Here is a 15,070-nt window from a genome sequence, read left to right on the forward strand (position 1 = left end):
GGACTTTAAGTCCGTTTTCAAGTAGAATTACTGCGGAATTTTCTCTTTCGAGTTTTTCGCCTAAGACGGGGTGAACGAACTTCCGTTTTATTTTCTCGGAATTCCTTTGATCAGTTTTGTGATTTCTCTCGCCGCGTGACGGGAAGAATTTTCACTTCCAAGAGATTCTTTAACTTTGCGAATATCTTCAATCGTTTTGTTTCGATATTTTTTATTTTCTAAAAGTTGAATCGATTCTTCTACGATATGAGTCGGAGTACATTCCGCTTGAACCAATTCTCTGCAAATTTCTTTTCCGGATAAAATGTTTACGAGCCCGATGTTCGGGGTTCGGATAAAAAGAGAACCGATTGTGTACGTAAACATACTCACCTTGTAAAGGATGACCATCGGTTTTTCAAAATAAGCGACTTCTAAAGTGGCGGTCCCTGAAGTTACTAAAACGAGATCGGAGGCTTCGATGGCCCTCAGAGATCGATCGAAAAGATATTCGATGTTCAAGTGGGAATACTTCGTCTTTGCAAGTTCGATCCGTTCGAGAATATATAATTCTTCTTTTTGATTGATGTTTGGAAGTAAGAAACGGACTTTCTTTTTTTCCAGCTCATAGTGTTCGGAAAGTTGTCCTGCGGTTTCTAAAAGATCGTTTAAGATTCTTCTGATTTCTCCGCTTCTGGATCCGGGCATCAAAGTAACGATTGCGTGAAAATGAGTTTTGTCTTCCGGTTCCGAGATCGGAGCTTCTTTTCTTATTTTTTCTCGAAGACGAACCGCGAGCGGGTGCCCCACAAATTCGCAGGGAACTCCATAACGATCATAGATTTCTTTTTCAAAAGGAAATAGAACGAGCATCAAGTCGATCGTTTCACGAATTCCATAAATCCGGTTGAACTTCCAAGCCCAGAGTTGAGGAGAAACGTAAAAGACGACGGTGATTCCGAGCTTTTTCAATTCCTTTGCGAGTCGAAGATTGAATCCGGGATAATCGATGAGGATCGCGTGCGTGCAATTTTTTTCAACGGCGACGTCGAGAAGTCTTCCGATCAGAGCTTTTAAAAATCTATATTTGAAAAGGATTGCGGAGAAGCCGATGATGGAAAGTTCTTCCATGGATTCTATGGAATGAAATCCTTCCTCGAGCATTCTTTCCCCGCCGACTCCGAAGGTTTCCAATTCGGGAAAATTCTTTTTGAGCTCCCGAATCAATTCCCCGCCCAAGAGATCGCCCGAATGTTCTCCGGCGAGCATTAGAATTTTCGGATCTTCCCTTTTGAGAGTCGCGGTTTCGCGTTTGGGCGCGGGTTGGCTACTTGATTTTTTTGGTTGTAGAGTTGATTTTCGTAAGGTTGCCACTGCCGATACTCAAGATGTGAATTTTCAGTTTTTCTGCAAGGTTTATAAATTCTTTTGGATGGACGATGATCGTTTCTCCGGTTCTCAGAGCCAGAGTTCCACAGTTGCTCTCGTGCATGATTCTGAGAGTTTCTTCTCCCACCGTGGGAAGATCAAAACGATCGTCTTGGTGAAGTTTAGAACTCTTGCACACGATCGCTTTTCCCTTTCTTGCAAAAGATCCGCCTCTGCGAATCGCGAGGTCGGTTCCTTCAACGGCTTCGACGGCAAGAACCGATTTGTCCAGGACGACGACGGTTTGTCCGATATCGAGTCCCGCCATCTTTTCCGCGTATTCCATTCCGAAGGCGACGTCTTCCAATTCCTTTTTGTTTAAAGCCTTTTTTGTAAATCTTCCTTCGGGAAGAAAAAGAGATTTTAAGAAAGTCTTTTGAGAAATGATCGTGATCTTTTCTTTTGCGAACTCGTCCGAAACGGTCTTAAAGATAGAATAGTCGTGTTTGTTGACCATTCTCGCGAGAAGACTGATCGCCTTGAGATCGAATTTGAGATTTTTAAAGATGATTTCTTTTTTGACTTTCCCCAAAAGAAGAAGACGATCTATATTATGTTGTTTGCATATCTTCATCAAAGTCCCGATTTTTACGATATGAATCGGGAAATTGCGATCCGCGTATTCTCCGACTTCGAACTCGGATTCAATGATGGAGAGCAAAAGAGGATCCTCACCGGCGGAGAGGGCCTCTTTCATTCCGATATGCGGGAGTTCTCCAGCGCCGGCAAGAATTCCTAATCTTCCCAAGATAAACTTAGTCCGAGGAAGAAGCGGAGGAAGTTGTGGAACCAGAGGATTCTCCGGAGCCGCTTTTTTTGTAATCGGTTACGTAGAATCCGGTTCCTTTGAAGATAATTCCGGAACCGTTGGAAATCATTCGATCGACTTCTCCTTTTTTTCCGCAGAGGGGACAATCTTTGATCGGATCGTCCTTCATGGAATGGAATTCCTCGAACGTTTGTCCGCAGGCTTTACATTTGTAGTCGTATGTCGGCATTTTGATTCTCTCTATTAGAATTTTCTAATCTATGATTGCTCGTTACGGAACGAACTTGAACTGAAAAACGCTCACGCTCGAATCGCCGTTCTCTCTCGCCATGGGAAGACAAAGTCTCCACCGAATTCCGGAACTCGAGTCGATCGGTTCCAGGGAATCGATTCCCGAAAGAACTTTTTTTTCCGAAAGCGTAAGCCCGCTGTTAAAACTCGAACCCGTGCTTTGTATATTTAGACGGAATCTCTTTTTAGAAAAATTATCTCCGGTGATATAACGGTTTCGATTGATGGAAATACTTTCCTTATCGATTGAAATTTCAAAGGCTTTGTTTAGATCCCCGGGGGAACCGGCGAACAACGTGAAGACGGGAATACTTTCGTCCCCGCCCAAAAAGGAAACGTAAAATTCCAAATCGCGAAAAGGTTCCTCTACGGAACGACAAATAAAATCGTATTTGTTTTTAGAAGAATGAAGAACGATTCCCGTATCACCGTCTAACGCGATCTTTTCGGTGGGATGATATTCTCCCTGAAATCCGAAAGGAGGAGAGGATTCTTTCCAGGTTTCAAAATCCCAGACGGGAGCCCTGTCCATAGCGCGAAAAGATTCCTCCATCGTTTGAGAGATGGTTAGATCGGGAGCCAAGGTTTTTAAGAATCCGGAGAAGATCCAGCCGACCGCGCCGTTTCTGAGATCCAAAACTTGATTCCAGTTTCCACGTTTTCCGGCGATCGTTTCGGTCCGAGAATCCCGGTCCAAAATGAAAACGGTTTCTCCACCCTTGAATTGAAACGCGATCGGGTTTTCGGTTCCCGGACCCGTTCTTACGTTTAAATTCTTTCCTTCGATTTCCGCCTTACTCGCGCTAAACGGAGAATCTTCTCTTCCCGAAAAGTATTCGAGAATTTTGGAAAGTTTGGCTCTTCCATTCTCATCCAATTCTCTCGCAGAACCCGACGCGAGCGATTTGAGAAGGGCTTGGTTGTATTCGTTGTAAAGCGGAAGAGGGTTGGATGAAATCAGTTTTGTTAAATAGCGGGAAAGAATGTCCGAGGTTTCGTATTCTGCGCCGAGAGTTAATTTTTTACAAAGGGCTCTTGTTTTGAGAAAAGAGCCGTCCGGAAGAAAGGAAAAAAATCTGTCTTCAAACGTATAGATCGTTCTTCCGGAAACTTCCCGTTTGGAAAATTTGAGCCCCGATTTTTCGGAGAATTTCTGTGTGAGTTTTTCTTTTTTTTCGGCGGGAAGGACCAGCAAGGAAGAATTGAATTCCGCAAGCGCCATCGAAGCAAAGGAATAGTCTTCTAAATCCGGGTCTTTCTTTTTTAAGACCTCTAAGATCACGTCTTCCCAGTTTCCTTTGGAAAAATTCTTATAAACCGAATCGGTTTTCCGTGTCAGGAATTTCCAAGTAAGAAGACCGACGAGAATGGAAACAAAGACAAGGCCGAGGAAAACAAAAAAACTCTTTCTCAAGTCCTACCCCGGCTTTTGATTAATTTAGATCCGGAATCAGCTTATCTCGGTCCACTTGAAAGCGTTCGAGAAGCGCATTCTTCGCGAGATAATAACGCAAAAGATCGATGTTAAAATTCACTCTTGCTTGAGTCAGACGAAGCTGATCTTGCACATGAGTGTCTAACGCGTTTTTCACGGAAACGGCGTCGGCTCTACCTTGACGGAAACTTCTCAAAACTCCGTTGTAGTAGTTTTCAGTTTCTCTTTCCGTAACGATATTGTTTTTATAAATTCTATGGCTTGCTTCCAAAGCTTCGATTCTGGTTTTTACGTCGTCTCTGACTTCGTTTTTCAGATCTTCTTCTTTGAGAGTCGCTTGGCGCATGGAGATGTTTGCGTCTCTGACTCCCGCGTAGATTCCTTTGTCGGCCAATGGATAGACAAAATTCATTTGTCCTGTCCATTCTTTGTATTTCGCGCTTTGAATTCCTTGGCTGGTATCCGTGTAGTTTTCTTGCGGTGAAATGATGTTCTGAGACTGACTTGCGCCGGTTCCGGAAATCGTTAGAGTCGGAAGTCTGTCGTTGTTTGCGTTTTTCAGAGCCGATTCCGCGATTTCTTTTTGTTTGAGTGCGTTTAAAAAATCCGCTCTGTGTTTATAAGCATATTCTAAATCTTTTGGATAATCCGGTTTTTCAGTCAGTTCTTCTAAAAGATTGGTTTCTTCCGAGAGAGAAGTTCCGTCCGGAATTTTTAGAGAACGAACGAGTTTTCTCTTCGCTTCTTCTTTTTGAACCGTTGCCGTTTCCAATTGGTTTTCAGCCTGCGCGAGAAGTGCGTTCCACTGATTGACTTCGAAACTTTCGGAAAGTCCGAGTCCTTGTTTGCGGATGGTAAGATTGCGGATGTTTTTTGTATTCTCTACGAGTTGTTTGTAAGTTTTGACCGCTTGCGTTTTGATCGAGTAGTCCCAGAAATCAACGAGAGAATCTACGATCACTCCGGAGATTTGTTGAGATACTTGGTTCTTCGCCATTTCGGCTTGCGATTCTAAAATTTTGACTTCGTTTCTTCCCTTATAACCAAAAGAGTTTTTGAGAAGATCCTGGCTGATGGTCGCTCTTACAAATCCTGTATAAAGAGGAGGAATTCCTAAAGAAGAGAATCCTGCAGGAGTTGTGGATGCGTTTTCAAATGCGTTCGAGTCGAATCTTCTCGTTCCCGCTTCCACCTTAAAATAAGTTCCGGTTGTTTGGAGCGTCTTTTCGATCCCACCCTTGATGGTATCGTCGGAGATTTTAGTTCCTGAGAGGAGGTTCGCTTGGTTGAAAGGAAGAATCGACTGGCTGGATTTTCCATCGGCTACCAATCTCCAAGAATACTTCGAATCGTTTTTGAGGAAGTTCGTATCGGACTTCGCCAATTCGTAACGAAGGTTTTGTAAGCTATAATTACTTTCTAAGGCTCTCTTTACGGTTTCTTCCGTCGAGAGTCTGAGAGTCTCTTCCGCTGCGAGGGAGAAGGTTTGAAGAAGAACGAAACTTCCCAAGAGAATTCTCCCGAGGTTTTTTGTTCGTAGAATCCTTTGTTTCGAGTTTTGTACTTTTTGATCCATTTCGTTTCTCCTTCTGTTTTGGAACCCTTGTAAGATAGACCCTGGTTATCCCAGAGCCTTCTTCATTTTTTCTCCAACTTCTGCAATGGATTGGCAAACGTGGATTCCCGCTTCCTGCATCGCTTTCATTTTGGAAGAAGCTGTTCCCAGTCCCCCGCTGATGATCGCGCCCGCGTGTCCCATTCTTTTGCCCGGAGGAGCCGTTTGACCAGCAATAAAGCCTACAACCGGTTTTTTTACGTAATTCTTGATGTATTCAGCAGCTTCTTCTTCGGAAGTTCCGCCGATTTCACCGATCATTACGATTCCTTTTGTTTCAGGGTCTTCGTTTAAAAGTTTGATCGCTTCCGTGTGATTCATACCGGGAACTGGGTCTCCCCCGATTCCGATACAAGTGGACTGACCTAAACCTTGTTTTGTGATCTGTGCTACGGATTCGTAAGTCAAGGTTCCGGAACGGGAAACGATTCCCACAGAACCCGGGCTATGAATAAAACCAGGCATAATTCCCAGTTTTTGTTTTGCACGAGGAGTGATCACTCCCGGACAGTTTGGTCCCACGAGTCTGGTTTTAGAATTTCTAAGAACGCTATAAACTTTGAGCATATCGTGTGTAGGAATTCCTTCCGTGATACAAATCACGAGAGGAAGTTCTGCGAGAATTCCTTCGATGATCGCATCCGCCGCAAAAGCGGGAGGAACAAAAATCACAGCCGCGTTTACGCCTTCATTCTTAACGGAATCATGGATCGTGTTAAAAACGGGAACCTTGTCTTCCCATTTTGAACCGCCCTTTCCCGGGGTAACTCCGGCAACCACTTTGGTTCCGTAAGCTAACATCTGAGTTGCGTGGAAAGAACCTTCCTTACCGGTGATTCCTTGAACTACAACCTTTGTATTTTCATCAACTAATACTGCCATGTGTGTTCTCTCTTATTGAATCAGTTTGGCAATGGTATTTGCCGCTTCGCGGAGGTCGTCGACTCCGGTAATTTTGAGTCCGCTTTTATTGAGGACTTCTCTTCCGAGTTCCGAGTTGGTTCCTTGAAGACGAACCACGAGAGGAACTTTGAGATCCACAGCCTTCGCAGCTTCGATGATTCCTTCCGCGACCATGTCGCAACGAACGATTCCACCAAAAATGTTTACGAAGATTCCTTTTACGTTCGGGTCACCGAGGATGATTTTGAATCCGTTGGTAACGGTGGTCTTGCTCGCTCCACCTCCTACGTCGAGGAAGTTTGCAGGTTCCGCTCCTGCGATCTTAACGATGTCCATAGTCGCCATTGCAAGTCCGGCTCCGTTTACCATACAACCGATGTTTCCGTCTAACTTCACATAGTTGAGGTTGAACTCGGAAGCTTGCACTTCGAGAGGATCCTCTTCGGTTACGTCGCGAAAAGACGCGTTTTCCGGATGACGATAGAGAGCGTTTTCATCCAGATCCATCTTGCAGTCGCCCGCAATGATTTCATTCTGTTTGGTAAGAATGAGAGGATTGATTTCTAAAAGAGATGCATCTTCTTTGATATACGCGTCGTAGATCGCGAAAAGAAGACTTTGAAATGATTTATGAGATTCGATAGGAAGTCCAAGTTCGAAAGCGAGTTGTCTTGCTTGGTTAACTTGTAGTCCGATTCCGGGATCCACTGCTAGTTTCAGGATTTTATCCGGATGAGTTTCCGCAACTTCTTCGATTTCCATTCCACCTTCCGTAGAAGCCATGATGATGGTTTTACGAATGGAACGATCGAGGAGAATACTCAGATAGTATTCTTTTGCGATATCGATTCCTTGCTCCAGATATACTTTTAGGACTTTTTTTCCTTCGGGTCCGGTTTGAGGAGTAATGAGTTGCATGCCGAGGATTTTGTCGATTGCGGCTAATGCATCGTCTTTTGTTTTGGTGACCTTAACTCCGCCGCCTTTTCCGCGTCCACCGGCGTGGATTTGCGCTTTTACAACTACTACGGAACCTTCCGTTGCGTAGGTAACTTCGTCGTGGGCTTTGGATCCGTTTTCTTTACTATCGATAACGACCCCAAAAGGTACGTTGGCTTTATGCCTTCTCAGGATTTCTTTTGCCTGATACTCGTGAATTTTCATGAATTAACCTTCATTGAACTTAGTTCAGTGCTTTTAGTAGGAGGAACAGTTTTCTCTAAATTTATAATGTTTTCGGCGGGAACTTTGGTGTCAGTAAAAAATTCAGGAGAAGCCCGGCTTCTTTAGGGCTTTGGGAAAGGTCGGTTTTCCAACTTTCAGGAATTCTTTTGAAAGGAGAAGAATTGGGACGGAACTCCGTGAGTTTTCCGTAATACTTGAAAAGTATGAGTTCCTACTTTTCAGAGGTTGGCCGATAGGACCAAGGCGAGAAGGGGAAGTAAACTGAAATGGTAGTTCTTCAGAGAATTCTTTGTAAAACCAAGAAACGTAGGAACTCTCACAAAATGATTTCTCACTTGGAAAGATTCTCCAGATTCTTCTGAAGCGCCTAAAAAGTAGGAACTCTCACTTTTATAAACCTTTCAGAATCTCACGGATGATTTCACCGGGATCGGTTTCCGGAGAATTCTTCAAAACCTTTTCCACTTCTTTGATTGCGGCCTTCTCTTCAAAACCGAGTTGAATGAGCCCCAAAACCGCGATCTCCTTTCTTCGAGAGGCGGCCGCTTCTTCCGGGGTGGAAGTGGAAGAAGGAAGAGAGAGGGACATTCCCTTGGGGGGAGTTCCGGAGAGAAAGAGTTCCAACTTTTTTAGGTTCTGTTTTACTTCGAAAAAAATCTTCTCCGATGTTTTGCCTTTCACCTTTGGAATTTTTTCGAGTTCCTTGGCTTCTCCGGATTGTGCGATTCGATAGAGGTCCTCCGCCGAAAAGAAGGAAAGAATTTTGAGGGCCGTAAGTTCGCCGATTCCCTGGAGGCCTTTCATGACCTTGAAGAATTCTTTGTCTTGTTCCGTTAAGAATCCGAAAAGCCTCTGTCCTCTTTCGCTCATCGCGTGAAAGATATGAAGATAGATTTCTTTCGAAGAGGGGAGGCTCTTGAGTTCGAGATAGGTCTTGAAGGAAATTGTGATTTCGTAAGTGACTCCGCCGGTTTCTAAATGAGCGAATCCGACTTCCAATTTTCTAAGATTTCCTTTCAGGCCTGAGATCATAATCTTCCCATCCGTTCATCGGAAGTCTGATCGTAAAGATAAATTTCTCTCGGGAACTGAGCTTCGCCCTTGGGTCAGGGGTTATGGAGATGCTCCAGCTCCTTTTAACAGGGATTAAAAAATTTTCGAATTCTTCTACCTTTCGTCATTTTCCAGGCGTAGATGAACCTGAGATTAAAATTCCTATTTTTATAAATTACGGCGCTTATTTCTAAATCGATTCGATCGGAATATAAAAGAATTCTTATGTTTTTGAGAATAGGTTTGTCTCGCCGGGTTTTACTTGAAAACGGACTTCAAGTCCGTTTTCAAGGTTTTTTTCGAAACGATTTCCTATGTCGGAACAAGGGATTCGACATTTCGATACAACGGAGGATTTTTTTTTAGAGTTCTTCCACAATTCTTTTCCTCGAGAAAAACAAAAGTAGGAACTCACACAAATTTACTTCTTCAGAAATGCCTTTCCGGAAGAATTCTTCACATCACAAGTCGATGATCTCTCCCATCGTCCAAACTTTCAGAGGAAGTGATTCCTTCTTTTCAGAATGTAATTTTTTGAGATAGAGGGCGGCTTCCGAAGGAAGATCGTCTCCAAGGGAGAAGGTTCCCCAATGAACCGGAAGGAGCAGAGAAGACTGAAGAATTTTGCTCGCATCCAAGGCTTCTTTGGGTCCGATATGAGCCGGTTCCATAAACCATCTCGGCTTAAACGCCCCGATGGGAAGGACGGTCGCGGAAAAACCTTGCGGAAATTTCTTTCCAATTTCGGAAAAGTGTTTTGAGAATCCTGTATCGCCGCCAAAGTATATGCGAATATTCTCAAATTCGAATGCATAACTTCCCCAGTGATATTGATTCATATCGGTGAGACCCATTCTACTCCAGTGTTTGGCCGGAAGAAAATGAATCTTAGTTCCTGCGTATTCAAAGACGGACCACCATTCTTGAACTACGGTATTCTCAAAACCTTCGTCCTTTGCAAATTCTCCCATCCCGGAAGGAAGATGGATCGTAACTTCGGGAAAGAGTTTCTGAATTCTTTTGATAGAATCTATATCGAGATGATCTCTGTGCGCGTGGCTGACCGCGACGATATCCACACCGGGAAGATTTTCTGGTTGAATGGGAAGTTCCGTAAGTCGCTTAACAAAAGGGGGAACCCCTGTAAAGATCGGATCCGTAAGAATGTGCATTCTTTTTCCATGAAAATTTGCCGCGATCCAGACGGTCGCGTGGCCGAGCCAGATGATCCTCACCTTTCCTTCCGGAGCTAAGAAATCCTCTTTCGTTCTTGGTTGAACTTCAGGAATTTTTTCAACGTCCCCATCCACTGTGGGAGGCTCGTTCGGTCCCAGTAGCTTCCAACGAAGGACTGAGAAAAAACTTTTTCCCAGTTCTTCGTCTTCTTCGATATTGTGATACTTTCCGTCATGGAAGTGCGAAGAACGAACTCTTTCGGGGTCTACGGGAAAGCAGGATTGAAAGAGAAGAAGGATCGTTAGGAAGATAAAAAGAGATTTTATGTGCATTGGTTTGATGATTCGAACCCCGAGTAATTCCTCAGGTTCCGAAATCACTAGAGTTATAGCGAAGCTTCTTTCGAAAAAGGAAAAAACAAAGGCAAAAAGCGCGAAATTTCGAGCGGTAAAACCTTTGATTGTAAAGAGGAGGGAAAAAAATCTTCGGAAGTCATTTTTTTGAGGCTCTTAAATCGGATCCTGATCCTTGATTCCTGAAAAGAGATCGTTCATTCCTGAAGAGGATCTATTTCTCTTTTTCTATTTTCTTTCCTTTTGCGAGTGATATTCTTTTAGATTTGAGAGGGTTAACTTTTCCCTCTTTCAAAAGGAGACTTTTCGTGAAACTCATCACACTTTTTCAAATCTCACTGGTAACTTTTGCTCTTGCCTTTCTCTCTTGTTCCAACCTCGGTTTAGATCAGGACCAAGCTAAAAAAGAAGACGATAAGAAAAAATGCAATAGCGCCTTGGTTGCTTATCTCGGTTGTACTTCTTCCAATCCGACCATGGGTGCATGCGATTCTTTATATCTTGGCGTTCTTGGTATCTGCGGTAGCGCCGGCGGGTCCGGAGGATCTGGCGGTGGTGGAGGCGGCGGAGGGTATTGAGTTTCTTTTGAACGAAACTTTATAATTTAAGAGCATTGTAATATATAAATATTATAATGCTCTCTTGGATTAAGAATATTCTTGCTCTCTAAAATACTTTTTCTCGGTGATCGGCGCGTATTGTAAACCCGGGAAAAAGTTCTTCCCTTTTGGTCGCTTATAGAACACGTTCGAACATTCCCTTCAGTAAACTTCCGCGATCGTCGGTTTCCTTTCGGATGGAAAGAAACGTTTTGTTCTCATTTTAATTCAAAGAAGAATTCGGATTCCCCCGAAATTCTAATCCGGACGGACTTCAGTCCGATTTTAACATTTTTTCGGCGGACGATGGTTTGTGGGAACTTTGGAAAAAGACTCCGATTTTCAATTGTAGGATTTTGGCGCTCTTGGAAAAAGGAAAAACCGGTTTCAGAGAAAATGATAAGCGCTCCTCGAAGAAATCTCCCTGAAAAGAAAAACAGAATCGTCGCCTTTTTGTTAAGCTCATTCTTTTTGTCTCTCTACTTTGGAAACGAGCTCGGTCTTTTTCAATCTTCCTGGTTTATCGGAGTTCTTCTCTTTTTTTCGACGATTCTTTCTTATACTCTCTGGGCTCTCATTCACGAATGTGTTCACGGAAATTTTTCGAACTCAAGAGACGAAAGTCATCTGACCGGAAGAATTCTTTGTATCATTTTCGGAACTCCTTATCAAGTCGCAAAGACCGCTCATCTCATGCATCATAAATTCAATCGAAAGGAGGGGGATAGAATCGAATTCTTAGAACAAAACGGAACTCCGGTTTTCATTCAAAAATTCTTCTATTACTTAAAACTTTTACAGGGAACTTATATTTTAGAAGTCGCTGGCGGCTTTCTTCTTTCCTTGCCGCTTTCGTTTTCAATTCCATTTGCCGAGAAATATTTCTCCCGCCTTCCGGTGCAAAGAGCTTTTTTTAAACAGATTCAAAAACCGGAAATCATTCGAGAGTTGCGGATCGATTGTCTTTGGATTTTTTTCCTCTTTGGAATCGCTTTCTTTTTTTCGGGTTCCTTTTTTTGGATCTTAGGGATGATTTTGATTTTTAGAGGTTTTATCGTTTCTGTCTTGGATCATTCGTATCACTACGGGAAAGAGATCGATGATTCTTATTCTTCTTACAATCTGAGTGTTCCAAAAGTTATCTCCTTTCTCTTTCTAAATTTCAACTATCATAGGGTTCATCATTTCTTTCCGGGTTGTCCTTGGAATCGTCTTCCCGATCAGTTTACAAAGTCGAAAGATCGAATGGACCTTTCTCTCTTTCGACAGACCCTCAATCAATTTCAAGGTCTCTTGCCTCTTCCTGAGAATTCTAAAACTTTATAAGAAAGTCTAAATTTGCGACGGGCTACGCTTCAATTTGATTGTCAAAAGGGGCATTTTTTACATTCTGTCGCTTAATGTCCTATAATCATAAGAATGTCTTGGATACCGAGCAGTTCTCCAAAGCCGATCTGGATTTTCTCATCGGAAAAACGAGAGATATGGAACGCCTTGTAGAACAAAATAAGGCTTTTGGAATCTTAACTGGAAAACTTTTAGCTTCTCTCTTTTTTGAGGCTTCTACGAGAACACGTCTTTCTTTTGAAGCAGCGATGGAACGTCTTGGAGGAAGAGTGATTTCCACGGTGGGTTTTCAGTTCTCTTCCATTTCAAAGGGAGAAACATTGTATGACACCATGAAGATGATCGAAGCCTACGCGGATATCGCGGTGATTCGTCATCCAGTGGAAGGTTCTTCTCGAATCGCCGCGGGCGCCGTGAAAATTCCGGTGATCAACGCGGGTGACGGAGCCGGACAACATCCGACTCAGGCGCTTCTGGATCTTTACACGATCATTTCCGAAAAAGGAACGTTAGACGGTCTTACAATCGCTTTTATCGGAGATTTAAAATACGGAAGAACGATTCATTCGCTTATCAATTTGCTCAGACACTACAAGGTTCATCTTTATCTGATCTCTCCTCCCGAACTGGCGCTTCCGGAATCTTATAAAAAAGGTCTGGAAGGTTTTTCGATCACTTGGGAAGAAACCACCGATATCAAAGCGGTTTGGGAATGCGACGTCGCCTACGTTACGCGCATCCAAGAGGAAAGATTTCCCGATCACAAGGAATACGAAAGGCTCAAGGATCTTTTTAAGATCAACAAGGAGCTGATTCTTGCATCGAAGAAGGAGACGACGATCTTACATCCTCTTCCAAGAGTGAACGAACTTTCGACGGACGTGGACGATCTGCCAAACGCGGCCTATTTCAGACAGGCCAGATACGGAGTCGTGAGTAGGATGACTCTTCTTTGTCTTTGTTTGGGACAGGATTTCTAAATTTTTTTGGAACGTAAAATCTGGACATACGAAGAGGCGCGTAAAATTCTACCCACAGTAAGGGAGATTACGGAAGAATACTATTCTTATGTATCAGAACTGACGGCCGAGCTTAGGGACAAAATTCTTCCTGAGAATGAAATGGAACAAAAGGAAGAATCGGTTCGAAGTTCTATCTTCGAATGGTCTTCCAAAGTTCAAGAATACGGAATCGAAGTCAAAGGACTCTGGCTTATAGACTTTGATCACGGAAACGGATATTATTGCTGGCACCTCGGAGAAGAGGACCTTCTGTTCGAACACGGTTACGAAGAAGGTTTTGCCGGAAGAAAATTAATCGATAGGGAAAACGAAGATGGCGAACATCAATGAGAATTATTTAAAACTAAAAGCGGGTTATTTATTTCCTGAAATTTCCAAACGTGTAAAGGCTTATTCCGAAAAAAATCCTTCCGCAAAGATCATACGTTTGGGAATCGGAGACGTAACTCTTCCGATCGTCCCTTCCGTCGTGGAAGCAATGGTCGCGGCTTCCAAAGAAATGGGAACCTCAGGAGGTTTTCACGGTTACGGCCCGGAACAAGGATATTCATTTTTGCTAAAGTCCATTGCGGACAACGACTATGGAAGTTTGGGAATCAAGATCGACGAAAGCGAAATCTTTGTTTCAGACGGTTCTAAATGCGATTGTGGGAATATTCAAGAAATCTTTTCTACCGATGCGAAGATCGCGGTCGCGGATCCTGTTTATCCGGTCTACGTGGATACGAACGTGATGGCGGGAAGAACGGGTGAAATCGGATCCGATGGAAGATATTCCAATTTGATTTATATGCCCGCGACGAAGGAAAACGGTTTTCAGCCGGAGATTCCGAAAGAGAAAGCGGATATCATCTATCTTTGTTATCCGAACAACCCGACCGGAACCGTGACTACGAAAGAAGCTCTGAAAGCTTGGGTAGAATACGCGAAGAAAAACAATTCTATCATCTTGTATGATTCGGCTTACGAAGCCTTTATCGGCGAACCCGGCGTGCCTCGTTCCATCTACGAAGTGGAAGGTGCGAAGGAAGTTGCGATCGAGTTTCGTTCCTTTTCTAAAACTGCGGGTTTTACGGGACTTCGCTGTGCTTATATCGTGATTCCTAAAGAACTCAAAGGAAGAACAAAGTCCGGAGAAGAAGTTAGCATCAATTCTCTTTGGAGCAGAAGACATACTACTAAGTTCAACGGAGTTTCTTACGTTACTCAGAAGGGCGCGGAAGCTTGTTATTCTCCTCAAGGAAAAAAAGAAATTCAAGAATCCATCGCATACTATATGTCTAACGCGGCGAAGATCCGAGAAGGTTTGAAAAAAGCTGGATACGAAGTTTTCGGGGGCGTCAACGCTCCTTATATCTGGCTAAAGACCGCTGACAATCTTTCTTCTTGGGATTTCTTTGATCGTCTTTTAGACAAGGCTCAGGTGGTCGGAACTCCGGGCTCGGGTTTTGGTCCGGCTGGAGAAGGTTATTTCCGTCTTAGCGCCTTTGGAAAAAAAGAGGACGTAGAAGAAGCGATCGCAAGAATCTCCGCTCTCTAATCTCTAAATAAAATATTTTTTAACTTTAACGACCAACCCGGTTCCAACGAGTTTACGCGTTTGGGAAGGGTTGGTTTTTTAGTTTACCAATGTCTTCCTTTTTTATCTTTTGAATCCTTTTAGATTCTCATTCAGATTTCCTCATTCTCCGGAAGAACCGCACGATTCTTTTTTGCTTTTTCCTGATAACTTAAAAGTAGGAACTCATACTTTTAGAATTTATAAAATTTAGATTTATTTATAAAACTATTTCGATTATCAATTTTGATATGCGAAGTTTCATGATGAATCTTCTTCGGATTAAAATTCTCACTCAAAAAGAATTATAAAAATATAATAATCTTTCTTTACCATTCCGAGTCTTGAAAAAATCTG

Annotated in this window: 14 protein-coding genes; 5 read left to right on the forward strand and 9 right to left on the reverse strand. The window is 43.1% G+C overall.

Going from position 1 to position 15,070, the window contains the following annotated elements:
* Positions 1-87: 87 nt before the first annotated feature.
* The 9 genes from lpxB to A0128_RS06075 form a co-directional block, all read right to left on the reverse strand.
* Complete coding sequence (gene lpxB / locus A0128_RS06030; RefSeq protein ID WP_083244068.1) at positions 88-1,353, reverse strand: lipid-A-disaccharide synthase; 1,266 nt, start codon at positions 1,351-1,353, stop codon at positions 88-90.
* Complete coding sequence (locus tag A0128_RS06035) at positions 1,307-2,155, reverse strand: LpxI family protein (protein ID WP_069606682.1); 849 nt, start codon at positions 2,153-2,155, stop codon at positions 1,307-1,309. The genes lpxB and A0128_RS06035 overlap by 47 nt, the downstream gene beginning before the upstream one ends.
* Positions 2,156-2,162: 7 nt before the next feature.
* Complete coding sequence (locus A0128_RS06040; RefSeq protein ID WP_069606683.1) at positions 2,163-2,405, reverse strand: FmdB family zinc ribbon protein; 243 nt, start codon at positions 2,403-2,405, stop codon at positions 2,163-2,165.
* Positions 2,406-2,447: 42 nt separating this feature from the next.
* The gene (locus tag A0128_RS06045) at positions 2,448-3,881 is read right to left on the reverse strand and encodes an SH3 domain-containing protein (protein WP_069606684.1); all 1,434 of its coding nucleotides are present in this window, start codon (positions 3,879-3,881) and stop codon (positions 2,448-2,450) included.
* A gap of 19 nt (positions 3,882-3,900) precedes the next feature.
* Positions 3,901-5,478, reverse strand: a complete 1,578-nt coding sequence (locus A0128_RS06050; protein ID WP_069606685.1) for a TolC family protein — start codon at positions 5,476-5,478, stop codon at positions 3,901-3,903.
* A 45-nt stretch (positions 5,479-5,523) separates the two neighbouring features.
* On the reverse strand, positions 5,524-6,399 hold the full coding sequence (gene sucD, locus A0128_RS06055) for a succinate--CoA ligase subunit alpha (RefSeq protein ID WP_069606686.1): 876 nt from the start codon (positions 6,397-6,399) through the stop codon (positions 5,524-5,526).
* Between the two features lie 12 nt (positions 6,400-6,411).
* Entirely contained in the window at positions 6,412-7,584 is a 1,173-nt protein-coding gene (gene sucC / locus A0128_RS06060; RefSeq protein ID WP_069606687.1) for an ADP-forming succinate--CoA ligase subunit beta, read from the reverse strand.
* A gap of 411 nt (positions 7,585-7,995) precedes the next feature.
* Complete coding sequence (gene ruvA, locus A0128_RS06065; protein ID WP_069606688.1) at positions 7,996-8,637, reverse strand: Holliday junction branch migration protein RuvA; 642 nt, start codon at positions 8,635-8,637, stop codon at positions 7,996-7,998.
* Between the two features lie 482 nt (positions 8,638-9,119).
* Positions 9,120-10,166: an MBL fold metallo-hydrolase gene (locus A0128_RS06075; protein WP_162274097.1), complete on the reverse strand. Its 1,047-nt coding sequence runs from the start codon at positions 10,164-10,166 to the stop codon at positions 9,120-9,122.
* A 329-nt stretch (positions 10,167-10,495) separates the two neighbouring features.
* Between A0128_RS06075 and A0128_RS06085 the strand changes: the two genes are divergently transcribed.
* The 5 genes from A0128_RS06085 to A0128_RS06105 all read left to right on the forward strand — a co-directional run bounded on the left by A0128_RS06085 (position 10,496) and on the right by A0128_RS06105 (position 14,695).
* Positions 10,496-10,765: a hypothetical protein gene (locus A0128_RS06085; RefSeq protein WP_069606691.1), complete on the forward strand. Its 270-nt coding sequence runs from the start codon at positions 10,496-10,498 to the stop codon at positions 10,763-10,765.
* Positions 10,766-11,182: 417 nt separating this feature from the next.
* Positions 11,183-12,112 (forward strand): fatty acid desaturase family protein, encoded by a 930-nt coding sequence (locus A0128_RS06090; protein WP_069609155.1) that lies wholly within the window; start codon positions 11,183-11,185, stop codon positions 12,110-12,112.
* A gap of 74 nt (positions 12,113-12,186) precedes the next feature.
* On the forward strand, positions 12,187-13,113 hold the full coding sequence (gene pyrB, locus A0128_RS06095; RefSeq protein WP_069606692.1) for an aspartate carbamoyltransferase: 927 nt from the start codon (positions 12,187-12,189) through the stop codon (positions 13,111-13,113).
* A 6-nt stretch (positions 13,114-13,119) separates the two neighbouring features.
* A complete protein-coding gene (locus tag A0128_RS06100; RefSeq protein WP_069606693.1) occupies positions 13,120-13,485 on the forward strand; it encodes a DUF2203 domain-containing protein in 366 nt (121 codons plus the stop codon).
* On the forward strand, positions 13,469-14,695 hold the full coding sequence (locus A0128_RS06105; protein WP_069606694.1) for an LL-diaminopimelate aminotransferase: 1,227 nt from the start codon (positions 13,469-13,471) through the stop codon (positions 14,693-14,695). Before A0128_RS06100 ends, A0128_RS06105 begins: the two co-directional genes overlap by 17 nt.
* Positions 14,696-15,070 lie beyond the last annotated feature (375 nt).

The sequence above is a fragment of the Leptospira tipperaryensis genome, from assembly GCF_001729245.1.
In the GTDB taxonomy this organism is placed as follows: Bacteria; Spirochaetota; Leptospiria; order Leptospirales; family Leptospiraceae; genus Leptospira; species Leptospira tipperaryensis.